At 52.4% G+C, this 21,536-nt stretch carries 23 protein-coding genes and 1 other annotated feature; of the genes, 14 read left to right on the top strand and 9 right to left on the bottom strand.

The annotated features are described in order from the left end of the window. Nucleotides 1-115 precede the first annotated feature (115 nt). Nucleotides 116-223, bottom strand: coding sequence for a small membrane protein YniD (gene yniD, locus IB222_RS13170; RefSeq protein ID WP_003030590.1), 108 nt, complete (start codon nt 221-223; stop codon nt 116-118). Nucleotides 224-527: 304 nt separating this feature from the next. Here yniD and thrS point away from each other — a divergent pair, with 304 nt between their 5' ends. From thrS to selO, 14 genes are all read left to right on the top strand, one after another. Continuing rightward, complete coding sequence (gene thrS, locus IB222_RS13165; RefSeq protein ID WP_003832572.1) at nt 528-2,456, top strand: threonine--tRNA ligase; 1,929 nt, start codon at nt 528-530, stop codon at nt 2,454-2,456. A 3-nt stretch (nt 2,457-2,459) separates the two neighbouring features. Then, a complete protein-coding gene (gene infC / locus IB222_RS13160; protein WP_048997935.1) occupies nt 2,460-3,002 on the top strand; it encodes a translation initiation factor IF-3 in 543 nt (180 codons plus the stop codon). Between the two features lie 96 nt (nt 3,003-3,098). Continuing rightward, nucleotides 3,099-3,296: a 50S ribosomal protein L35 gene (gene rpmI, locus IB222_RS13155; protein WP_003030583.1), complete on the top strand. Its 198-nt coding sequence runs from the start codon at nt 3,099-3,101 to the stop codon at nt 3,294-3,296. A 55-nt stretch (nt 3,297-3,351) separates the two neighbouring features. Beyond that, a complete protein-coding gene (gene rplT / locus IB222_RS13150) occupies nt 3,352-3,708 on the top strand; it encodes a 50S ribosomal protein L20 (RefSeq protein WP_003030578.1) in 357 nt (118 codons plus the stop codon). Between the two features lie 120 nt (nt 3,709-3,828). Then, nucleotides 3,829-3,953, top strand: a sequence feature (Phe leader region). Next, nucleotides 3,834-3,878, top strand: coding sequence for a pheST operon leader peptide PheM (pheM, locus tag IB222_RS13145; RefSeq protein ID WP_001386830.1), 45 nt, complete (start codon nt 3,834-3,836; stop codon nt 3,876-3,878). (Overlaps the previous feature by 45 nt.) Nucleotides 3,954-4,077: 124 nt before the next feature. Then, a complete protein-coding gene (gene pheS / locus IB222_RS13140; RefSeq protein ID WP_003832580.1) occupies nt 4,078-5,061 on the top strand; it encodes a phenylalanine--tRNA ligase subunit alpha in 984 nt (327 codons plus the stop codon). Between the two features lie 15 nt (nt 5,062-5,076). After that, on the top strand, nt 5,077-7,464 hold the full coding sequence (pheT, locus tag IB222_RS13135) for a phenylalanine--tRNA ligase subunit beta (RefSeq protein WP_079933930.1): 2,388 nt from the start codon (nt 5,077-5,079) through the stop codon (nt 7,462-7,464). A gap of 4 nt (nt 7,465-7,468) precedes the next feature. Then, nucleotides 7,469-7,768, top strand: a complete 300-nt coding sequence (ihfA, locus tag IB222_RS13130; protein ID WP_003030571.1) for an integration host factor subunit alpha — start codon at nt 7,469-7,471, stop codon at nt 7,766-7,768. 121 nt (nt 7,769-7,889) lie between these two features. Then, nucleotides 7,890-8,870, top strand: a complete 981-nt coding sequence (btuC, locus tag IB222_RS13125) for a vitamin B12 ABC transporter permease BtuC (protein WP_148362063.1) — start codon at nt 7,890-7,892, stop codon at nt 8,868-8,870. Nucleotides 8,871-8,930: 60 nt separating this feature from the next. Continuing rightward, nucleotides 8,931-9,482 (top strand): glutathione peroxidase, encoded by a 552-nt coding sequence (locus IB222_RS13120; RefSeq protein ID WP_148362062.1) that lies wholly within the window; start codon nt 8,931-8,933, stop codon nt 9,480-9,482. Continuing rightward, on the top strand, nt 9,482-10,231 hold the full coding sequence (gene btuD, locus IB222_RS13115; protein WP_126318325.1) for a vitamin B12 ABC transporter ATP-binding protein BtuD: 750 nt from the start codon (nt 9,482-9,484) through the stop codon (nt 10,229-10,231). The genes IB222_RS13120 and btuD overlap by 1 nt, the downstream gene beginning before the upstream one ends. A gap of 77 nt (nt 10,232-10,308) precedes the next feature. Then, the gene (locus tag IB222_RS13110) at nt 10,309-10,773 is read left to right on the top strand and encodes an NlpC/P60 family protein (RefSeq protein ID WP_003832591.1); all 465 of its coding nucleotides are present in this window, start codon (nt 10,309-10,311) and stop codon (nt 10,771-10,773) included. 318 nt (nt 10,774-11,091) lie between these two features. Next, nucleotides 11,092-11,805, top strand: coding sequence for an EAL domain-containing protein (locus IB222_RS13105; RefSeq protein WP_149384640.1), 714 nt, complete (start codon nt 11,092-11,094; stop codon nt 11,803-11,805). A 61-nt stretch (nt 11,806-11,866) separates the two neighbouring features. Then, on the top strand, nt 11,867-13,309 hold the full coding sequence (gene selO, locus IB222_RS13100; protein WP_149384641.1) for a protein adenylyltransferase SelO: 1,443 nt from the start codon (nt 11,867-11,869) through the stop codon (nt 13,307-13,309). Here the strand turns inward: selO and IB222_RS13095 are convergent. The 8 genes from IB222_RS13095 to ppsR all read right to left on the bottom strand — a co-directional run bounded on the left by IB222_RS13095 (nt 13,306) and on the right by ppsR (nt 21,389). Continuing rightward, complete coding sequence (locus tag IB222_RS13095) at nt 13,306-14,085, bottom strand: heme ABC transporter ATP-binding protein (protein ID WP_149384642.1); 780 nt, start codon at nt 14,083-14,085, stop codon at nt 13,306-13,308. The two genes, selO and IB222_RS13095, sit on opposite strands and share 4 nt — an antisense overlap. Continuing rightward, the gene (locus tag IB222_RS13090) at nt 14,078-15,070 is read right to left on the bottom strand and encodes an iron ABC transporter permease (RefSeq protein ID WP_003832595.1); all 993 of its coding nucleotides are present in this window, start codon (nt 15,068-15,070) and stop codon (nt 14,078-14,080) included. The genes IB222_RS13095 and IB222_RS13090 overlap by 8 nt, the downstream gene beginning before the upstream one ends. Beyond that, nucleotides 15,070-15,891, bottom strand: a complete 822-nt coding sequence (locus IB222_RS13085) for a hemin ABC transporter substrate-binding protein (RefSeq protein WP_149384643.1) — start codon at nt 15,889-15,891, stop codon at nt 15,070-15,072. The genes IB222_RS13090 and IB222_RS13085 overlap by 1 nt, the downstream gene beginning before the upstream one ends. Continuing rightward, nucleotides 15,888-16,919: a hematinate-forming heme oxygenase ChuS gene (gene chuS, locus IB222_RS13080; RefSeq protein WP_003832597.1), complete on the bottom strand. Its 1,032-nt coding sequence runs from the start codon at nt 16,917-16,919 to the stop codon at nt 15,888-15,890. Before chuS ends, IB222_RS13085 begins: the two co-directional genes overlap by 4 nt. Nucleotides 16,920-16,966: 47 nt before the next feature. Beyond that, nucleotides 16,967-18,949: a TonB-dependent hemoglobin/transferrin/lactoferrin family receptor gene (locus IB222_RS13075; RefSeq protein ID WP_149384644.1), complete on the bottom strand. Its 1,983-nt coding sequence runs from the start codon at nt 18,947-18,949 to the stop codon at nt 16,967-16,969. 74 nt (nt 18,950-19,023) lie between these two features. Next, nucleotides 19,024-19,212 carry a hemin uptake protein HemP gene (gene hemP, locus IB222_RS13070; protein ID WP_003832599.1) on the bottom strand — a complete coding sequence of 63 codons (189 nt, stop codon included), beginning with the start codon at nt 19,210-19,212 and terminating at the stop codon, nt 19,024-19,026. 170 nt (nt 19,213-19,382) lie between these two features. Then, entirely contained in the window at nt 19,383-20,429 is a 1,047-nt protein-coding gene (gene aroH, locus IB222_RS13065; RefSeq protein ID WP_003832600.1) for a 3-deoxy-7-phosphoheptulonate synthase AroH, read from the bottom strand. Nucleotides 20,430-20,555: 126 nt separating this feature from the next. Next, on the bottom strand, nt 20,556-21,389 hold the full coding sequence (gene ppsR / locus IB222_RS13060) for a posphoenolpyruvate synthetase regulatory kinase/phosphorylase PpsR (RefSeq protein ID WP_003832602.1): 834 nt from the start codon (nt 21,387-21,389) through the stop codon (nt 20,556-20,558). Nucleotides 21,390-21,536 lie beyond the last annotated feature (147 nt).

Genomic DNA, 21,536 nt, shown 5'->3' with positions numbered 1-21,536 from the left:
AGGTTATTTAATATTTAATTTGCGTTTTATTTTTTACCTGGCCATAACACGCTATTTTCAGACAAATTCGATTAATCGATAAATAAACGAAACCGGAACAGTGGGTGAGCGTCATTTAGCCCCAGATCATCGCAGCCCAGCGCAGCATCAACATAGCCGCACAAATAACGAGCAGAATCACAACCATCTTCCAGTGTTTCTTCGCAAAGCGATTTGTGGGCATTGTTTTTTTCCTGCTCAGGTTAGATGACTTTGTGCAAGTGTAACAAAGACGGTTGGGTGTCAGTGAATTGATTTACATCATAGAGCGCACGTTGATTGTTGCTTTGATCGACCCGTAATGCCGTGTACACTGTTAAACGGTGTTATCAAAAAGCGGGTGTAGGTCCAGTGTGGTCTTTAAGGCGACCAGTGACATATTTCGCAGAGTGAAGCGGGAATCAGCCCACACCTTTTTGATAATTTTAAATATTGAATCTTTGTATGTGATCTTACGTGTGGGTCACCACTGCAAATAAGGATATAACATGCCTGTTATTACTCTTCCTGATGGCAGCCAACGCCATTACGACCACGCTGTAAGCCCCATGGATGTTGCGCTGGACATCGGTCCAGGTCTGGCGAAAGCCACTATTGCTGGCCGTGTTGACGGTGAGCTGGTAGATGCTTCCGATCTGATTGAGCATGATGCGAAGCTCTCCATCATCACCGCGAAGGATGAAGAAGGTCTGGAGATCATTCGTCACTCCTGTGCGCACCTGTTAGGGCACGCGATCAAACAACTCTGGCCGCACACCAAAATGGCGATCGGACCGGTTGTTGATAACGGTTTTTACTACGATATCGATCTTGACCGTACGTTAACCCAGGAAGACGTCGACGCGCTCGAGAAGCGGATGCACGAGCTCGCTGAGAAAAACTACGATGTCATTAAGAAGAAAGTCAGCTGGTACGAAGCGCGTGAAACCTTCGTGAAGCGTGGCGAGACCTATAAAGTCTCCATTCTTGATGAAAACATTGCCCATGATGACAAGCCCGGCTTGTACCATCATGAAGAATATGTCGATATGTGCCGTGGCCCGCACGTGCCGAACATGCGTTTCTGCCATCACTTCAAACTGATGAAGACCGCAGGGGCATACTGGCGTGGCGACAGCAATAACAAGATGCTGCAGCGTATTTATGGTACTGCATGGGCAGATAAAAAAGCCCTGAATGCCTACCTGCAACGTCTGGAAGAAGCAGCCAAACGCGATCACCGTAAAATCGGTAAACAGCTTGACCTGTATCATATGCAGGAAGAAGCACCGGGTATGGTGTTCTGGCACAACGATGGCTGGACTATCTTCCGTGAACTGGAAGTATTCGTTCGCTCAAAACTGAAAGAATACCAGTATCAGGAAGTGAAAGGTCCGTTCATGATGGACCGTGTGCTGTGGGAAAAAACAGGTCACTGGGACAACTACAAAGATGCAATGTTCACCACCTCTTCTGAGAACCGTGAATACTGCATTAAGCCAATGAACTGCCCAGGCCATGTGCAGATCTTTAATCAGGGTCTGAAATCCTATCGCGATCTGCCGCTGCGTATGGCTGAGTTTGGTAGCTGCCACCGTAATGAACCGTCAGGTGCGCTGCATGGCCTGATGCGTGTTCGTGGCTTCACTCAAGATGATGCACATATCTTCTGTACTGAAGAGCAGATTCGTGATGAAGTTAACGCGTGCATTCGTATGGTCTACGATATGTACAGCACCTTTGGCTTCGAGAAAATCGTCGTCAAACTGTCCACTCGCCCCGAAAAACGTATCGGTAGCGATGAAATGTGGGACCGTGCTGAAGCTGACCTGGCCGTTGCGCTGGAAGAAAACAACATCCCGTTTGAGTTCCAACTGGGTGAGGGCGCGTTCTACGGTCCGAAAATTGAATTTACCCTGTATGACTGCCTCGATCGTGCATGGCAGTGCGGTACTGTACAGCTGGACTTCTCCCTGCCGTCCCGTTTAAGCGCCTCTTACGTTGGCGAAAACAACGAGCGTCAGGTTCCGGTTATGATTCACCGTGCAATTCTTGGGTCGATGGAACGTTTCATCGGTATCCTGACCGAAGAGTTCGCTGGCTTCTTCCCGACCTGGCTCGCGCCGGTTCAGGTTGTGGTCATGAACATCACCGATTCTCAGTCTGAATACGTTAACGAATTAACGCAGAAACTACAAAATGCGGGTATTCGTGTAAAAGCAGACTTGAGAAATGAGAAGATTGGCTTTAAAATCCGCGAGCACACTTTACGTCGTGTCCCTTACATGTTGGTCTGTGGCGACAAAGAGGTAGAAGCAGGCAAAGTTGCCGTGCGCACCCGTCGTGGCAAAGACTTGGGCAGCCTGGACGTAAATGAAGTGATTGAGAAGCTGCAACAAGAGATTCGCAGCCGCAGTCTTCAACAACTGGAGGAATAAGGTATTAAAGGCGGAAAACGAGTTCAAACGGCACGTCCGAATCGTATCAATGGCGAGATTCGCGCCCTGGAAGTTCGCTTAACAGGTCTGGAAGGCGAAGCTTTGGGTATTGTGAGTCTGAGAGAAGCGATCGAAAAAGCTGAAGAAGCTGGAGTAGATTTAGTTGAAATCAGCCCTAACGCCGAACCGCCAGTTTGTCGTATTATGGACTACGGCAAGTTCCTTTATGAAAAGAGTAAGTCTTCTAAGGAACAGAAGAAAAAGCAAAAAGTTATCCAGGTTAAGGAAATTAAATTCCGTCCTGGCACCGACGATGGCGATTACCAGGTAAAACTCCGCAGCCTGGTACGCTTTCTGGAAGATGGCGATAAGGCTAAGATCACGCTGCGTTTTCGCGGTCGTGAGATGGCCCACCAACAGATCGGTATGGAAGTGCTCAACCGCGTCCGTGACGATCTGAGTGAACTGGCAGTAGTCGAATCCTTCCCTACGAAGATCGAAGGCCGCCAGATGATCATGGTGCTCGCTCCTAAGAAGAAACAGTAAGGCCTTCAAGTAGCAATGTCTGTGGAGCCTACGGGTTCCACAGCCGTTGTTCGCCTACGTTTCGTTTATTAACAATGCGAAGTGGAAGTTATTAAAATGCCAAAAATTAAGACCGTACGCGGTGCTGCTAAGCGTTTCAAAAAAACCGGTGGTGGTGGATTTAAGCGTAAGCACGCAAACCTGCGTCATATTCTGACCAAAAAATCTACTAAGCGTAAACGTCACCTGCGTCCAAAAGGCCTCGTGTCTAAAGGCGATCTGGGTCTGGTTATCGCGTGCCTGCCGTACGCATAAGCCGTTAACGTTTAATTCATTTTTTTACTAAGAATATAGATACAGGAGAGCACATATGGCTCGCGTAAAACGTGGTGTAGTTGCCCGTGCACGTCACAAGAAAATTTTGAAACAAGCTAAAGGCTACTACGGTGCGCGTTCTCGCGTATACCGCGTTGCCTTCCAGGCTGTTATCAAAGCTGGTCAGTACGCTTATCGTGACCGTCGTCAGAAAAAGCGTCAGTTCCGTCAACTGTGGATTGCGCGTATCAACGCAGCAGCACGTCAGAACGGTATTTCTTACAGCAAATTCATCAACGGCCTGAAAAAAGCCTCTGTTGAAATCGACCGTAAGATCCTGGCTGACATCGCAGTATTCGACAAAGTAGCGTTCACCGCTCTGGTCGAAAAAGCGAAAGCAGCTCTGGCATAAGCCGGTGAAAAGAGGGAGCCTGGCTCCCTCTCTTTTATTTGTAGAGTAATCAATTAGTTGACAATTTATCCGTAAGCCTTTTCAATAAAGGTTGTCCGGTTTTTACCACACAAGGTAACGCAAGCATGAATGCTGCTATTTTCCGCTTCTTCTTTTACTTTAGCACCTGAACTCAGGAGGCTTGCGCGTGAAAGAAGAAACGGAAAACAGCGCCTAAAAGCCTCCCTGGTGGAGGCTTTTTTTATACGCGTCATCTTTCAAGTTGTCTCTGTATTGGCTGCATTCGCTCTTTGGCCGCGTTGATACAACTTGAATGATTTTGCGTATATACGAGCGACTAGTGAATATCGCAACATAACGAGGAAAACCATGTCACATCTCGCAGAGCTGGTTGCCAGTGCAACGGCCGCCATTAACCAGGCTTCAGATGTTGCCGCGTTAGACAATGTCCGCGTCGAATATTTGGGCAAGAAAGGGCACTTGACCCTTCAGATGACAACCCTGCGCGAACTGCCGCCAGAAGAGCGCCCGGCAGCAGGTGCGGTGATTAACGAAGCTAAAGAGCAGGTACAGCAAGCGCTGAACGCACGTAAGGCCGAATTAGAAAGCGCTGCGCTGAATGCTCGTCTGGCTGAAGAAACGATCGATATCTCCCTTCCTGGGCGTCGTATCGAAAACGGCGGTCTGCATCCTGTAACGCGTACAATCGACAGGATTGAAAGTTTCTTCGGTGAGCTGGGCTTTACCGTGGCGACCGGTCCGGAAATCGAAGATGACTATCATAACTTCGATGCGCTCAACATTCCTGGCCATCACCCGGCGCGTGCTGACCACGACACTTTCTGGTTTGACGCGACGCGTCTGCTGCGCACGCAGACTTCCGGCGTGCAGATCCGCACCATGAAAGAAAAACAGCCGCCGATCCGTATTATCGCCCCGGGCCGCGTATATCGTAACGATTACGATCAGACTCACACCCCAATGTTCCACCAGATGGAAGGGCTGATTGTTGATACCAACATCAACTTCACCAACCTGAAAGGCACGCTGCACGATTTCCTGCGCAACTTCTTTGAAGAAGACCTGCAGGTTCGTTTCCGTCCTTCCTACTTCCCGTTCACTGAACCATCTGCGGAAGTTGACGTGATGGGCAAAAACGGCAAGTGGCTGGAAGTGCTGGGCTGCGGGATGGTTCACCCGAACGTGTTGCGTAATGTTGGCATCGATCCGGAAATCTATTCCGGCTTTGCATTCGGTATGGGTATGGAGCGTCTGACCATGCTGCGTTACGGCGTTACCGATCTGCGTTCTTTCTTCGAAAACGATCTGCGTTTCCTCAAACAGTTTAAATAAAGGCAGGATAAAACAATGAAATTCAGTGAACTGTGGTTACGCGAATGGGTAAATCCGGCGATTGATAGCGATGCGCTGTCAAACCAAATCACGATGGCGGGTCTGGAAGTTGACGGTGTGGAACCTGTTTCCGGCGCGTTTAACGGCGTTGTGGTAGGTGAAGTGGTTGAATGCGGCCAACACCCTAACGCTGACAAACTGCGTGTCACCAAAGTGAATGTAGGCGGCGACCGCCTGCTGGATATCGTCTGCGGTGCGCCAAACTGCCGTCAGGGGTTGAAAGTGGCTGTGGCAACCGTTGGTGCCGTTCTGCCGGGCGATTTCAAAATTAAAGCCGCGAAACTGCGCGGTGAACCATCTGAAGGCATGCTGTGCTCGTTCTCCGAGCTGGGTATTTCCGACGATCATAACGGGATTATCGAACTGCCTGCCGATGCGCCAATTGGCACCGATATCCGTGAATACCTGAAGCTTGACGACAACACCATCGAAATCAGCGTCACGCCGAACCGCGCCGACTGCTTAGGCATCATCGGTGTAGCGCGTGACGTTGCTGTACTGAACAAAGCCCCGCTGGTTGAGCCGGAAATCGCGCCAGTAGCCGCGACCATTAGCGACGTCCTGCCGATTCAGGTCGAAGCCGTGGAAGCCTGCCCACGCTATCTGGGCCGCGTGGTAAAAGGCATCAATGTTAAAGCGCCGACCCCGCTGTGGATGAAAGAAAAACTGCGCCGTTGCGGTATTCGTTCTATCGATGCCGTGGTCGACGTGACTAACTATGTGCTGCTCGAACTGGGCCAGCCGATGCACGCATTCGACAAAGACCGCATTGAAGGCGGAATTGTTGTCCGTATGGCAAAAGAGGGTGAGACTCTGGTATTGCTGGACGGCAGCGAAGCGAAGCTGAATGCAGATACGCTGGTGATTGCGGACCATAACAAAGCGCTGGCGATGGGCGGCATCTTTGGTGGTGAACATTCCGGCGTGAATGATGAAACGCAAAACGTCCTGCTGGAATGTGCATTCTTCAGCCCGCTGTCTATTACCGGTCGCGCGCGTCGTCACGGTCTGCACACCGATGCTTCTCACCGCTATGAGCGTGGTGTCGATCCGGCTCTGCAGCATAAGGCCATGGAACGTGCAACGCGCCTGCTGATTGATATCTGTGGTGGCGAAGCGGGTCCAGTCATTGACGTGACGAACGAAGCCACGCTACCAAAACGCGCAACCATTACGCTTCGCCGTAGCAAACTGGATCGTCTGATCGGACACCATATTGCCGATGAGCAGGTGAGCGACATTCTGCGTCGTCTGGGTTGTGACGTGACGGAAGGGCAGGATGAGTGGAAAGCGGTCGCGCCGAGCTGGCGTTTCGATATGGAAATCGAAGAAGACCTGGTCGAAGAAGTCGCCCGCGTATACGGTTATGACAATATCCCGAATACGCCGATTCAGGCGGGTCTTATCATGGGTACGCATCGTGAAGCGGATTTGTCGCTGAAACGTGTAAAAACCATGCTGAATGACAAAGGCTATCAGGAAGTCATTACCTATAGCTTCGTCGACCCGAAAGTCCAGTCGCTGCTGCACCCGGGTGAAGAAGCGCTGCTGCTGCCAAGCCCAATCTCTATTGATATGTCGGCAATGCGTTTGTCCCTGTGGACCGGCTTGCTGTCTACGGTAGTGTATAACCAGAATCGTCAGCAGAACCGCGTACGTATTTTCGAAACGGGTTTACGTTTCGTGCCAGATACGCAGGCCAACCTCGGGATCCGTCAGGATCTGATGCTGGCTGGCGTGATCTGCGGTAACCGTCATGATGAACACTGGAATCTGGCAAAAGAGACCGTTGATTTCTATGATCTGAAAGGCGATCTGGAAGCAGTTCTCGACCTGACCGGAAAACTGGGGGACATTCAGTTCAAAGCTGAAGCGAATCCAGCACTGCATCCGGGTCAGTCTGCGGCGATTTATCTGAAAGGTGAACGTATTGGTTTCATTGGGGTTGTTCATCCTGAACTGGAACGTAAACTGGATCTGAACGGTCGCACTTTGGTGTTTGAACTGGAGTGGAATAAGCTCGCAGACCGCGTGGTGCCTCAGGCGCGTGAAGTTTCTCGCTTCCCAGCGAACCGTCGCGATATCGCAGTCGTTGTGGCAGAAAACGTTCCCGCTGCGGATATTTTATCCGAGTGTAAGAAAGTTGGCGTAAATCAGGTAGTTGGCGTAAACTTATTTGACGTGTACCGCGGTAAGGGTGTTGCGGAGGGCTATAAGAGCCTCGCTATCAGCCTGATCCTTCAGGATACCAGCCGTACACTTGAAGAAGAGGAGATTGCCGCTACCGTCGCCAAATGTGTAGAGGCATTAAAAGAGCGATTCCAGGCATCATTGAGGGATTGAACCTATGGCGCTTACAAAAGCTGAAATGTCAGAATATCTGTTTGATAAGCTTGGGCTTAGCAAGCGGGATGCCAAAGAACTGGTCGAGCTGTTTTTCGAAGAGATCCGTCGTGCTCTGGAAAATGGTGAGCAGGTAAAACTCTCTGGTTTTGGTAACTTCGATCTGCGTGATAAGAATCAACGTCCGGGCCGTAACCCGAAAACGGGCGAAGATATTCCCATTACAGCACGGCGCGTGGTGACCTTCAGACCCGGACAGAAGTTAAAAAGCCGGGTTGAAAACGCAACGCCCAAAGAAGAGTGATTTAACGATACGCAGAGTATGACGCGTATAACTAAAAAGGCCGCTATGCGGCCTTTTTCCTTTTCACTACCGAATCAGCACCGTAGAATCACCTCCATCTCTTTTCAGCAGAATGGAAAACATGCTGACTTTCGCCCATCAACAGCAGCGTCGAAACGTACGCTGGATACTGTCACTGTCAGTACTTATGCTACTGGCAACGATTCTAAGCTTGTGCGCAGGAGAACAATGGATCGCTCCCGGCGACTGGTTCAGCGCCCGCGGCAATCTGTTCGTCTGGCAAATTCGACTTCCCCGTACCCTTGCCGTTTTGCTGGTAGGCGCTGCATTGGCCTTATCTGGCGCAGTGATGCAAGCTCTGTTTGAAAACCCGCTCGCAGAGCCTGGATTACTGGGCGTATCTAACGGCGCGGGAGTCGGGCTTATCGCGGCGGTGCTGCTGGGGCAGGGGCAACTCCCCGGCTGGGCGTTGGGCCTTTGCGCCATTGCCGGGGCGCTGATTATCACGCTTATTTTGCTACGTTTCGCCCGTCGACATCTGTCTACCAGCCGTCTGCTGCTGGCGGGGGTGGCGCTGGGGATAATCTGTAGCGCGCTGATGACATGGGCTATCTACTTCTCTACCTCGTTTGACTTACGACAGCTGATGTACTGGATGATGGGGGGCTTCGGTGGCGTAGACTGGCATCAGGCTTGGCTCATGGTGGCGTTGATTCCGGTACTGGTGTGGATCTGCTGTCAGTCGCAGCCGATGAATATGCTGGCGTTAGGAGAAACTTCTGCGCGTCAGCTGGGACTGCCATTATGGTTCTGGCGCAACCTGCTGGTGGTTGCCACAGGCTGGATGGTTGGCGTGAGCGTGGCTCTGGCAGGGGCGATTGGTTTTATTGGGCTTGTGATCCCGCATATTTTGCGACTGTGCGGCCTCACCGATCACCGTGTTTTACTGCCAGGTTGTGCGTTGGCTGGCGCAATCGCATTATTGTTTGCTGATGTTGTCGCGCGTTTGGTGCTGGCCTCGGCTGAGTTACCTATCGGCGTGGTAACGGCCACTATGGGTGCGCCGGTATTTATCTGGCTATTGTTAAAAGCCGCGCGCTAGAACGCGTTGGTTCGGTCTATGATTAAAAACTGAAAATCCACCTGTTGTTCTGGAGATGCTATGCAAAACACTATCCTCGATACAGAAGTGACGACCATCGACGGCGAGGTTACCTCACTGCAGCCGTATTCCGGGAATGTGCTGTTAATCGTCAACGTTGCTTCAAAATGTGGGCTGACGCCGCAGTACGAGCAACTGGAGAATCTGCAGAAAGCCTGGCACCAACAGGGCTTCAGCGTTCTTGGTTTCCCTTGCAATCAGTTTCTGGGCCAGGAGCCGGGCAGCGAAGAGGAAATAAAAACGTACTGCAGTACCACATGGGGCGTAACTTTCCCGATGTTCAGCAAAATTGACGTCAACGGCGAGGGACGCCATCCGCTGTATCAGAAGCTGATTGATGCCGCGCCAACGGCCGTTGCGTCTGCGGACAGTGGGTTCTACGAGCGAATGGCGAGCAAAGGTCGTGCGCCGCTCTACCCGGACGATATCCTGTGGAATTTCGAGAAGTTTTTAGTGGGTCGCGATGGAAAAGTGCTGCAACGATTCTCACCGGATATGACGCCTGAGGATCCCATCCTGGTGCAAACCATCAAGCAGGCGCTGGCAAACTAATGTCTCGATTGATGCAGCTACAGGACGTCGCGGAATCGACCCGTCTCGGCCCGCTTTCTGGTGAGATAAAAGCAGGAGAGATCTTGCATTTAGTGGGACCAAACGGTGCCGGAAAAAGTACGCTGTTGGCGCGTATGGCGGGTCTGACAAACGGAGAGGGCAGTATCACTTTTGGTGATATGCCGTTGGAGGAATGGCCGGCCGCCAGGCTGGCGCAATATCGCGCCTATCTTGCGCAACAGCAAAATCCGCCGTTTGCCATGCCGGTCTGGCATTTTCTGACGCTGCATCAACCCGACAAAGAACGCACCGATCTGTTACAGGAGATCGCCGATGCGCTCGGTCTGGGAGATAAACTGGGGCGCGGCGTGAACCAACTCTCCGGCGGTGAGTGGCAGCGTGTGCGCCTGGCTGCGGTTATCCTGCAGATTTGCCCACAAGCGAATCCATTAGGTCAGCTTTTACTGCTGGATGAGCCAATGAACAGTCTGGACGTCGCGCAACAAAACGCACTGGACCGGCTGTTGAGTCAGCTGTGTTTGCAGGGCATAGCGATTGTGATGAGTAGCCATGACCTTAATCACACCTTACGCCATGCGCATAAAGCCTGGCTACTCAAACGCGGGAAACTGCTTGCCAGTGGTGCACGAGATACGGTACTGACGCCGGCCAATCTGTCTGCGGCCTATGGCGTCAACTTCCGACGTTTGGATATTGAAGGGCACAGAATGCTCATATCAACCACTTAAGTGAAATGGGTTCTTGAAAATCATATAATTTCCACGCTAAATTGGCATAAAAATAAAATTCAGAGGATTCGTACTGAATGCGCTTTTGGCTCCTTTTCATCACAGCATTGTTTTTGGCGGGCTGCAGCAGCCATCGTGCGCCTGCGCCAAATGCCCGCTTGTCGGATTCTATTGCCGTTATCGCCGGTCTTAATGATCAGCTCCAAACCTGGCATGGCACACCCTATCGTTATGGCGGTATGAGTCGTAGTGGGGTGGATTGTTCTGGATTTGTTTTGATGACGATGCGCGATAAATTCGACCTGCAACTTCCGCGCGATACGCGTACGCAATCAAAGATTGGTACCGAAATTGATAAAGATGATTTGCTGCCAGGCGATCTGGTTTTCTTTAAAACCGGGTCTGGGGAAAGCGGTCTGCATGTTGGTATTTACGATACCAATAATCAGTTTATTCATGCTTCAACCAGCCGTGGCGTGATGCGCTCGTCTCTGGATAACGTTTACTGGCGTAAAAACTTTTGGCAGGCACGACGTATTTAATCCCCCGTAACTCCGAGGCTGCCATCGAGTGTGCAGCCTCAACATCACCATTTGAAAGTTAACTTTTATTTCTGCTTTTGGTTAGACAATACCCCTGAACATTAAGAGCGTATCTTGCTAAAAATATGATTTATTCCGAGATATTAAAAAGTGCAAAGCTGGATATTCGCTTATAATCAGGATAAGCTAAAAAAAAGGATTCGATTTACCGGCTAAAAAGGGAAAAATGAAAGGGCCTCTACTTGCATCAGCAGTAACGTATTTCTCCATCCTTTGCTACAGGATGCCGGATAACACCCATGCAGCGGGGCTGGCACGATGATTGTTTCACTGGATAATCTTTACCATTCTGAGTTCTCTTTTCTTCCTGCGAGAAGCGAAAAAGGCGATCTTGAATTCGTCGATATCATCACCAGTTTCGCCAGTGCGCATGGAGATGTGCGTATACCCACCGAGCTGGTCCTACCTCGGATGTCAGACGACGAACAATGTCGTTTATTTGTAGAAAAACTAGAATTAATCGAAACGTGCCAACATTTTTTTATTCAGCGAAAAGTATCCGCCTGGATTAATTTAACGCCAGCAGTTGCTAATACTTTATTATCAGATACTGAACTTGCTTCACAGGTTGAACGATTTTCATTTCTGGAGCTGACTATTAATGAAAGCTATCCGGAGTTAAACAAAGGTAAAGATAATCCAATATTGGCCGCACTTGCTGCGCGATTTCCATTAGTCCTGACAAACTATGGTTCTGGTGGTATATCAACCCGGGCAATTTTTGACGGCCTGTTCAAACGCGTCGTGCTGGATAAAAACTTTGTTCAACAAAGGATTGCACATATTTCGTTTGAACCGTTTATGCGGGCTATTCTGGCGCAACTATCGCCCAGCTGTGAGTCAATAATCATTAGCGGAATTGATACACAAGAGATGCTGGAGCGCGTCTTGCCTGTGGGATTCAGTGCCATGCATGGAGGATTGTGGCCTGCGGTGCCTCCTGCGCAGATAATTTCGCTCGCTAAGATATAACCCTTTTATTTGCTGGTGTTTAACAGGCTATTAACAGTCTACACTAGAGGCAGGAGGCCCTATGACCCTGTCTTTTACCACTCGCTGGCGTGATGAACTACCAGCAACCTATACCGCGCTTTCACCCACCCCTCTGAAAAACGCGCGCCTTATCTGGCATAACGATGCGCTGGCGGAGCAATTAGCAATTCCTGCGGCGCTATTTGATATTCCGACTGGTGCAGGCGTTTGGGGAGGCGAATCGTTGCTTCCCGGGATGTCGCCATTAGCCCAGGTTTATAGTGGGCATCAGTTCGGCGTCTGGGCTGGTCAGCTTGGCGACGGACGTGGGATCCTGCTGGGCGAACAACACCTCGCGGATGGTTCAACGTTTGACTGGCACCTGAAAGGCGCCGGACTCACGCCGTATTCCCGCATGGGTGATGGGCGTGCCGTGCTGCGCTCGACCATTCGTGAAAGCCTGGCCAGTGAAGCGATGCATTACTTGGGAATACCGACCACGCGGGCATTGTCGATTGTCACCAGCGACACGCCGGTTTATCGCGAAACGGTCGAAGCGGGGGCGATGCTCATTCGCGTGGCGCAAAGCCATATGCGGTTTGGCCATTTTGAGCATTTTTACTATCGCCGAGAGCCGGAAAAAGTGCGCCAGTTGGCTGACTTTGCGATTCGCCATTACTGGCCGCAATGGCAGGAAGAAGCCGATAAGTATCAGCTGTGGTTTAACGATGTTGTCACGCGTACTGCGACGTTAATCGCTGACTGGCAGGCGGTAGGATTTGCACATGGTGTTATGAACACGGACAACATGTCGATTCTGGGTCTGACGATGGATTACGGTCCATTCGGTTTTCTTGATGATTACGTGCCCGATTATATCTGCAACCACTCTGACAACCAGGGGCGATACAGTTTCGATAATCAACCGGCCGCCGCGTTGTGGAACCTGCAACGTCTGGCGCAAACCCTGTCGCCATTTATCCCGGTCGAGGCGCTCAATGATGCGCTGGACAGTTACCAGCTGGCGCTGTTAACTCGCTACGGTCAGCGGATGCGGCAAAAGCTCGGCTTCTTTAGCGAGCAGAAAGACGATAACGAACTGCTTAGCGAACTGTTTAGCCTGATGGCGCGAGAAAGAAGCGACTATACGCGAACGTTTCGCATGCTCAGCGAAACGGAGCAGCACAGTGCGCAATCTCCGTTGCGCGATGAGTTTATCGACCGCGCAGCATTTGACGACTGGTTCACGCGGTATCGCTCGCGCCTTCAGCAAGACAATATTGCCGATGCAGTCAGACAAACACAGATGAAGGCGGCAAATCCGGCGATGGTATTACGTAACTGGCTGGCGCAACGGGCGATTAGTCAGGCAGAGCAGGGGGATTACGCGGAACTGCACCGGTTGCACCAGGCGTTGCGTACCCCGTTTGCCGATCGTGATGATGACTATGCCAGCCGTCCACCTGACTGGGGCAAACGGCTGGAAGTGAGTTGTTCAAGCTAAGGGGCCAGAAATACCTGCGGGGAGGCGTTGGCCGGATGCTGGCCAACGTGTACCTGAGCACCGTACCAGCGCTTCAGATCATCGGTCTGTAACACAGTTTCCGGTGTTCCCTGAGACACCAGCCTGCCGTTGTGCAGCAGCACTATTCTGTCTGCCCACAGTGCAGCGAGGTTCAGATCGTGAAGCACAATGCACACATGCAGCCCACCCGAAGCGGTTAGCGTTTTTAGCATGCGCAACAAATGCTGCTGGTGGTAAAGATCCAGCGCGGAGGTCGGTTCATCAAGGAATAACCAACCGCGAGGTGCACCGTCGCACCAGAGTTGCGCCAGCGCACGGGCTAACTGCACTCGCTGTTGCTCGCCGCCGGAAAGCGCGGCGTATTGCCGGCCTGCCAGAGGCGTACATCCGGTCATCTCCATTACCTGTGCAATAAGCCCAGGTTCCGGTCGTTGGCTCCAGGGCGCGCGCCCCATCGTGATGACGGCCTCTACCGGCCAGTCAAACCCCAACTGTGTTTGCTGACGCATCACCGCCCGGTGTCGTGACAGCTTCTGGGTAGGCCACTCCTCCAGCGGTTTGCCCGACAGCACGCAGCGCCCGGTAGCCGGTTTCAGAAAACCGGTCAGCAAGCGTAGCAGAGTGGATTTCCCCGCACCGTTTGGGCCGATCAGCGCCACCAGTTCACCTTTTTTAAGGGCGAGCGATACATTGTCAATTACAGCTCTGCCAGCTACGTGATAATGAAGCTCTTCAGCGATGAAATGCTCAGCCATGCGGTCCTCGCTGACGAAAAATAAGCCATAAAAACCACGGTGCGCCGAGAAGACTGGTCAACAGTCCGACCGGCATCTCCGCAGGCGCAACCGCCGTACGGGCCAGTGTGTCTGCAATCAGCAATAAAAACGCGCCCGCCAGCACGGAACCCGGAATAACGGCCCGATGGTCTGAGCCGAGCCACATACGTATTAAATGTGGGATGACCAACCCGATAAAGCCAATCACGCCGCTTACCGCCACGGCTGAGGCAACCAGTAATGCGCTACAAAGCAGCAAAATACGCTGGATTGTACGCACATCAACGCCGAGATAATGCGCCTCTTCCTCACCCAGCTGCAGAAGATTCAGCGCCGGAGCAAGTCGCCAGATGATCAGCACCGTCGGGATTGTCAGTGAAGTGACAGCCAACAGTGTGGACCACTGCGCGGCCCCCAGACTTCCCATTCCCCATAGCGACAGCTGGCGCAGTTGCGCATCATTACTGACCCACGACAAAACGCCAACCGCCGCCCCACAGAGCGCGTTAATGGCAATGCCGACCAGCAGCAGGCGTGAGAGTGAACCGTCGCGCTGTTGGCTAAGGATAAAAATCACTACGGTTGCCGCCAGCGCGCCGAAAAAAGCGGCCAGCATTGGAGCATACAACATCAGCAGCGCGGGCAAGGAGACAGGCAGCACCACCCACAGGGCCACAGCGCAGGCGGCGCCACTGCTTATTCCCAGTAATCCAGGGTCTGCAAGTGGATTGCGAAACAGCCCCTGCATCACGCAGCCAGCGAGCGCCAGAGAGCCGCCAATCACCAGCGCCAGCAGGACGCGGGGCAGACGAATCGTGAGCCAGATTTGACGCAGTGCCTCATCGCCATCACGCCAGAGCAGACTTACCGGCAGGCGCAACGCGCCAAAACCGGTAGCCAGAACCGTCATTACAACCAGCATCAATGCCAACATCCACAACGAACAGGTGATCCGCCGGGACATCAGGGCAATTGCTCCGCTTTAGCACGAAGCTGCAAAATAGCCTGTGGCGTGCGAACGCTGAAGCCCAACAGCGCCATATCGTCAACCTGCAATACCTGTTTATTCCTGCCGGCAGGTGTTTGCGCAAGTCCCGGTAGCGCCCACAGGTTTGCCTCGCCACCCATCGCCTTAACACCTTCTTGTGAAATCACTACCAGATCGGGCTGGCTGGCAATGACGCCTTCTTGTGACAGCTGCTGATAGCGATTAACGCCCTGCATCGCGTTGCGTAGACCTGCGGCACGAATCGCCGCATCGGCTCCGGTTTGCTGGCCCGCCGCCATCGCTGTCATCCCGCCATGATTGAGAATAAACAGCACACGTTTATTAAGTTCAGATGACGGGAGCGTCGCCAGTTCCTGACGTAACGTTGCGCGCAGCGTTTCGCCGTCGGCCTCCCGATGAGTAGCCTCGGCGATAACCCGAACTTTTTCATCAATCACGTTAAGATCGTTGCTTGCCGGGATCGTGACAACCCTGACATTGCTCTGCTCGATCTGTTTTAACACCAGAGAAGGCTGCGCCTGCGCGCTGGCAAGGACCAGCGTAGGGCGTGTGGCAAGGATCCCTTCGGCGTTGAGCTGGCGCAAATAACCAACATCAGGTAACGCGGTTGCCGCAGCAGGCCACTGGCTGGTGCTGTCTCTCGCCACAAGGGAGGGTTGTGCTCCCAGTGCGTATACTATCTCGGTGACATCGCCACCGAGGGCAACAACTCGCTCCTCAGGCGCAGCAAGTGCGGCGAAGGGCAGCAGCGCGATCAGGGCCAGCAGTTTTTTCATGCGGCCAGTCCTTTCGGCGTTAGCGCGTCAATCTGTGTGCGCCATTGCGTCTGTTCCGGCTCGCCTTCCGTACGTTGACCATACAGTTGTGCGATTTGCGTACCGTCGGCAGCAAACAGTTCCAGACTGGTGACGTGACCATCGGCGGTCGGTTTGCGCGTCACCCACGTTTCGGCCACGCTCTCTTCCAGCAGATGCAGGGTAAAGGTTGGGTTGAAGATGTTTAGCCAGCCTTTCATTGGTACCAGTTTTTCAATCACGCCGGTAAAAATCTGTACGCAGCCGCGATTACCCACAAAAACCATAATTTCGTTGCCATCCTGACGCGCGGTGTCGAGTAACTGCGCCAGTGCACTATTAGAAACCTTACAGGCCAGATCGTCGCCCACCAGATTAAATGCCTGTTGGCGGGTGAGTTCATGGCGTTTCAGCAGACCGAAGAACTGGTGGACATCGGTCATCGCTCGCCACTCTTGATCAACGGTCTGTGCATCGACCGTGACGGCGGCAGGCGCAGAATTGTTGGCGGGTTGCAGCACCAGCGGCGGATTTTCTGCAAAGATGAAACGGGTCAGCAACGCCGCCCATTCCTCAACGAGGGTATTTTGCGTGGTATAGACCTTCAGCAGTGCGTCTCCCTGATGGTCGAAGAACTGAATGCTCTGACGCTCACCATGGGCGGTTGTTTCGCTGATATGAAAGGTGCTGGCCCACTGATTCAGGAACAGACGCAGATCGAGGGCGCGCGGATTGAGAACCAGCCCAGCATGGCCGTTGAGGTGCTGATTGGTAAAAGCACCCACCTGCTCATGTACTGCGTATTCATTGCGGCAAATACATTTGGTTTCGCCCACTGTTTCCAGTGCGCTGAGAATTTCACGCACTTCGCCACGTAAGCGCCAGGCGTCGTGACCGACACGTGCAAAGGTCAGTTCGGCTTCGCTAATATTCATCAACCCCGCAATATCACGTGCGTATTTGCCAGGATTTTCTTTCTTCAGTTCCAGCCAGCGTGTGTAATGATTCATTGTCTCTTCCTTCCAGATTGCGGCCCCGGCGAACCGGGGAAAAGTGATTACCACTGATAACTCACGAAAATTTTGCCATTACGACCATCCTGCGGAATGCCTTGCGGCGACCAGTACTCTTTGTCGAAGGCGTTGCCCAGTACCAGCGTGGTGGTCATGCCTTTCAGCGCTTGTTGGCCCTGATAGCTCACGTAGAAATCGTTTACCGCATAGCCAGGCTGTTTAGTGTAGCTGTTGCTGATATGCGTGGAACGGTCAGCAAATGTCCCTATCCAGCCGACAGAGAAACCGCTGTGCGCAACCGGCACATTCAGTTTGCTGGTGACGGTATCCGGGTTAATGCTGGAAATGTATTCACCTGTGTCAGTATCTTTTCCGCGTGTGCGGTTATAGGCCATGTCGAGGCTGAACAGGTCGGTGGAATATTTCGCCATTACGTCCCAGCCCCAGATTTTGGCGTTGGGTACGTTATAGGACGTGGTTGTCGCAGCGGCGAAATCGACGCTGGTGGAGATGTAATCTTTCGCTTTGGTGTCGAAATAGCTGGCTTTAAATTCGAGCGCGTCGCTCGCCATCAGAAGATCGTCAAAGCGCAGGCCAAATCCGTATTCCTGTGTTTCGTTGGTTTCCGGGCGCAGGTTAGGGTTAGGTACCCAGTAGTTGGTGTAAAAACGACCAATCGAGAAGTGTTTCGCATCGTTATACATCTCGCCCATAGTCGGGGCACGGAAAGCCTGAGCGTATGAACCGAACAGCATCAGCCAGTCAGTTGGCGCAACTGTTAATCCGGCGCGGGATGACCATTTATCGGCATCGACATCTTCATAGCCGTCGCTGCTGCCGCGATAAGAGTCATAACGGGTACCGCCCAGCAGCGTAATCGGTAGGTCGCGCAGGGTGATTTCATCCTGTAGCCAGCCGGAGCTGAAATCGATCTTTGCCTCCGGGAAGCCAGTTGTTGCTCCTCCAGGCTGTTGTTCCTGACGATAGTATTCACCGCCGTAGGTCAACAGGTGAGATGCAAAAGAGTCGGTAAACAGGCGGCTGCGGTTGTCGATCTTCCCGCCTTTGGTGGTTTGCTTGCGAAATTCGCTAGTGTTATCTGCATTCTGAGCATTAATGCGCGCTTCGGACCAGTAGATACGGGCGTCAGCGTTCAGCCAGTCATTGTCCGCCGGAGCGAGCGAGTAGGTCAGTTGCGCATCACGCTGGATCGTTGAACGGTTGGTCATCGGGTTGCTGGCATCCGCCGCGCTGGTCTGCGGGTTTTTAGGTTCCCGGGCGTCATTGTTGTAGTAACGCAGCGAACCGGCCAGCGTCTGGGCGCTGTTAATTTTCCAGCTACCTTTCGCCAGCATATTGTTAATTGCTTCGTCATTCGGCGCAGTAGTACCGTCACTCTGGCGTAAATCACCGCGATCGCGGCTGGACCAGGCAAGCAGTCCGTCCAGCGTATCGGTACGGCCATACGTGCTGGCGCCCATGCCGAGACTGTGATCGCCGGTCGCCGCGGTACCGAACACGCGATAACCGCTGTTTTGCCCGACTTCCAGTAGATCTTTGGCATCTGCAGTGTCATAGGCGATCACGCCGCCTAGCGCGCCGCTACCGTACAGTAGTGCGGAAGGACCACGCACGACTTCGGTGCGTTTGATAAGCGCCGGGTCGAGGAAGGTACTGTTCAGGTGTCCGGTGTCGGTTCCCTGGCGAACGCCGTCAACCAGCACCAGAACGCCGCGTCGATCGTACCCGCGCAGATTCACGTCCTGGCCGTTGGTACGGCCAGTACCGTCAAGGGTCAGGCCTGGAACCTTACGTAACAGGTCGGCAGCTGAGCTGGCGGTTTGGTTTTCTGGGGCGGTGGTGTCAATGACACTGACCATCATCGGTGCTTCAAAGGCGCTACGGGCATTGCCGGTGGCGGTAACGGTCATATCCTCGGCTGCCGCATAGGCGACGGCGGGCAGGTTACTGACAATCGCCAGCGCCAACAGCGATGGGCGCAGGGAAGCGGTGTGCAGGTAAGGCATAGCAACTCTCCATTAGGAAATCGAAAAGCGCTGGCTGCCTGGGTATGACCTGGGTGGCTGGCGAAATGTGTTGTTTATTTAGTCAGAATGAGTTTTCCGGCTTGGGTCTGGCGCAGCAGGTAGTGCTGACCATCATGTTCTATGATCACGCGTCCTTCGTTACCCAGCAGGGTTTTACTGTCAATTCGTCGGTCGTTTGGCGCGACGGAAGGCGGTGTTTTGTCTTTTGCAGGCGTTGCCGTTGTGTTATCCATACGTGACATAGTGTTTAAAAATAACAATCAATGTAACAATGATAATCATTATCATCAAACTGCAAATTTGCGGCAAGCGTTTTTGTGAAATAATTGTGACGAGAACGTTTTTTGCACAACAATCAAGGGAAAAACAAGGGATTAGCGCCGGGCAAAGTGATATTGCCCGGCGAACAGCATTAAAAACGGCTATCAACCGCAGAGGCGAGTTTTTCAACCAACAGTTCAGTATCTTCCCAGTTCAGGCATGGGTCGGTAATGGACTGACCGTAAACCAGCGGCTGGCCGCTAACGATTTTTTGCGTACCTTCACGCAGGAAACTCTCCGCCATGATCCCGGCTATTGCCGTTGAACCGTTACGAATTTGCTGGCACACGTCATCACAAACCTCCAACTGACGGCGATGCTGCTTCTGGCAATTACCGTGGCTAAAATCGACCACCAGATGCTCAGGCAGAGAAAATTCGTGCAGGGTATCGCAGGCGGCAGCAATATCTTCAGCATAATAATTCGGCTTTTTACCGCCACGCATGATGATATGCCCGTAAGGGTTACCGCTGGTCTGATAAATGGTCATCTGACCGGTTTTATCCGGCGAGAGGAACATGTGACTGGCGCGGGAGGCGCGAATCGCATCGACGGCGATGCGCGTGTTGCCATCCGTTCCGTTCTTAAAGCCGACCGGACAGGAGAGCGCGGAGGCCATTTCACGATGGATCTGACTTTCGGTGGTGCGCGCGCCAATAGCTCCCCAACTGATTAAATCGGCAATAAACTGGCCGGTCACCATGTCGAGGAATTCAGTCGCCGTGGGGACGCCCAGTTCGTTGACCTGCAACAGCAGTTTTCGCGCCAGTTCAATACCGTGGTTTACACGATAACTGCCGTTCAAATCCGGGTCGGAAATCAGGCCTTTCCAGCCTACGACGGTGCGTGGTTTTTCAAAATAGGTACGCATCACGATTTCCAGACGCGCCTGGTGCTTAGTGCGCAGCGCCTGTAATCGTGTCGCGTATTCCATCGCGGCATCAAGATCGTGAATCGAGCAGGGACCTACGATCACCAGTAAACGGGGGTCTTCACCATTTAAAATTTTTTCTATCCGACGTCGGGAGTCCGTAACATGACGGGCGACGGAGGACGAAACAGGATGCCGTTGCGCAAGCTCTGCTGGAGTGACCAGGTTGTCAATACGCGCAGTACGGAGTTCATCGGTTCTGTTCATTACTTGTCTCAGAAATTTGTTGCTTCAACGGCAGGACTACCGGGAAGTGATGTACATCACAATATCACACTCATCCTGCCTGGTGGCGAGCATAATAACAAAAAATCGAACCAATGCACTAGCATTCTAGTACATGCGGCGATTCAGTCCCATGATATCGAGGATCTTGGTAGCAATCTCTTCTACCGAATAATTGGTACTGTTCAGCCAGGGGATCTGGTTTTTCCGATAAAGCGCTTCCACCTCAGCAACTTCCATACGGCACTGACGCAGCGAGGCATAACGGCTGTTCTCACGGCGTTCTTCGCGGATGGCCGCCAGGCGCTCAGGGTCGATAGTCAGACCGAACAACTTATGCTGCAACGGCTTCAGGGAAGTGGGCAGCACCAGATTATCCATATCATCGGCAATAAAGGGGTAGTTGGCCGCGCGGATACCAAACTGCATGGCCAGATACAAACTGGTCGGGGTTTTGCCGCAACGGGAAACGCCGAGCAGGATCACCTGCGCCTGATCGAGGTTGCGCAACGAAATACCGTCGTCGTGGGCGAGGGTGTAGTCAATGGCAGCAATGCGCGCGTCGTACTTGTTGAGGTTACCGGGATTCAGACCGTGCGTGCGATGGGCGATAGGCGTAGGGTCGAGTTTCATCTCGTGTTGCAGTGGGGCAACCAACGCCTGCACGATATCCTGACAAAATCCTTCGCTTTGCAGAATGATCGAGCGAATTTCCGGCAGGACGATGGAGTAAAACACCAAAGGACGCACACCAGTTTGTTGGTAGATAGCGTCAATCTGGTCTTTAACCGCGCGCGCACGACTCTCATTTTCCACAAACGGCAGCGTAATACTGCTGATTGTGACAGGAAATTGCGACATCACCGCGTGACCCAATACCTCGGCGGTGATGGCCGTACCATCAGAAATATAAAATACGTGACGATCAACAGCATTATCCATTTTGCTCATCCTGGGGCAGATATAATTCTCTGAAAGCATAAATTAAAATTCGCCAGAAGCGAATATTGCCGCATCTATTTTATAAAATGAAACGCTATTTTTATATTTAATGAAAAGTACATTTCATTTTTCGGAACAAATGTTTAT

It is taken from the genome of Citrobacter sp. C13, assembly GCF_014596815.2.
Classification (GTDB): domain Bacteria; phylum Pseudomonadota; class Gammaproteobacteria; order Enterobacterales; family Enterobacteriaceae; genus Citrobacter; species Citrobacter portucalensis.
Note: the sequence above shows the minus strand (reverse complement) of the source record. Positions and strands in the feature narration are given on the sequence as shown.

Coding starts and splice junctions, on each gene's coding strand:
- yniD (WP_003030590.1), bottom strand. CDS start 223: ATGCCCACAAATCGCTTTGCGAAGAAACACTGGAAGATGGTTGTGATT.
- thrS (WP_003832572.1), top strand. CDS start 528: ATGCCTGTTATTACTCTTCCTGATGGCAGCCAACGCCATTACGACCAC.
- rpmI (WP_003030583.1), top strand. CDS start 3,099: ATGCCAAAAATTAAGACCGTACGCGGTGCTGCTAAGCGTTTCAAAAAA.
- rplT (WP_003030578.1), top strand. CDS start 3,352: ATGGCTCGCGTAAAACGTGGTGTAGTTGCCCGTGCACGTCACAAGAAA.
- pheS (WP_003832580.1), top strand. CDS start 4,078: ATGTCACATCTCGCAGAGCTGGTTGCCAGTGCAACGGCCGCCATTAAC.
- pheT (WP_079933930.1), top strand. CDS start 5,077: ATGAAATTCAGTGAACTGTGGTTACGCGAATGGGTAAATCCGGCGATT.
- ihfA (WP_003030571.1), top strand. CDS start 7,469: ATGGCGCTTACAAAAGCTGAAATGTCAGAATATCTGTTTGATAAGCTT.
- btuC (WP_148362063.1), top strand. CDS start 7,890: ATGCTGACTTTCGCCCATCAACAGCAGCGTCGAAACGTACGCTGGATA.
- IB222_RS13120 (WP_148362062.1), top strand. CDS start 8,931: ATGCAAAACACTATCCTCGATACAGAAGTGACGACCATCGACGGCGAG.
- btuD (WP_126318325.1), top strand. CDS start 9,482: ATGTCTCGATTGATGCAGCTACAGGACGTCGCGGAATCGACCCGTCTC.
- IB222_RS13110 (WP_003832591.1), top strand. CDS start 10,309: ATGCGCTTTTGGCTCCTTTTCATCACAGCATTGTTTTTGGCGGGCTGC.
- IB222_RS13105 (WP_149384640.1), top strand. CDS start 11,092: ATGATTGTTTCACTGGATAATCTTTACCATTCTGAGTTCTCTTTTCTT.
- selO (WP_149384641.1), top strand. CDS start 11,867: ATGACCCTGTCTTTTACCACTCGCTGGCGTGATGAACTACCAGCAACC.
- IB222_RS13095 (WP_149384642.1), bottom strand. CDS start 14,085: ATGGCTGAGCATTTCATCGCTGAAGAGCTTCATTATCACGTAGCTGGC.
- IB222_RS13090 (WP_003832595.1), bottom strand. CDS start 15,070: ATGTCCCGGCGGATCACCTGTTCGTTGTGGATGTTGGCATTGATGCTG.
- IB222_RS13085 (WP_149384643.1), bottom strand. CDS start 15,891: ATGAAAAAACTGCTGGCCCTGATCGCGCTGCTGCCCTTCGCCGCACTT.
- chuS (WP_003832597.1), bottom strand. CDS start 16,919: ATGAATCATTACACACGCTGGCTGGAACTGAAGAAAGAAAATCCTGGC.
- IB222_RS13075 (WP_149384644.1), bottom strand. CDS start 18,949: ATGCCTTACCTGCACACCGCTTCCCTGCGCCCATCGCTGTTGGCGCTG.
- hemP (WP_003832599.1), bottom strand. CDS start 19,212: ATGTCACGTATGGATAACACAACGGCAACGCCTGCAAAAGACAAAACA.
- aroH (WP_003832600.1), bottom strand. CDS start 20,429: ATGAACAGAACCGATGAACTCCGTACTGCGCGTATTGACAACCTGGTC.
- ppsR (WP_003832602.1), bottom strand. CDS start 21,389: ATGGATAATGCTGTTGATCGTCACGTATTTTATATTTCTGATGGTACG.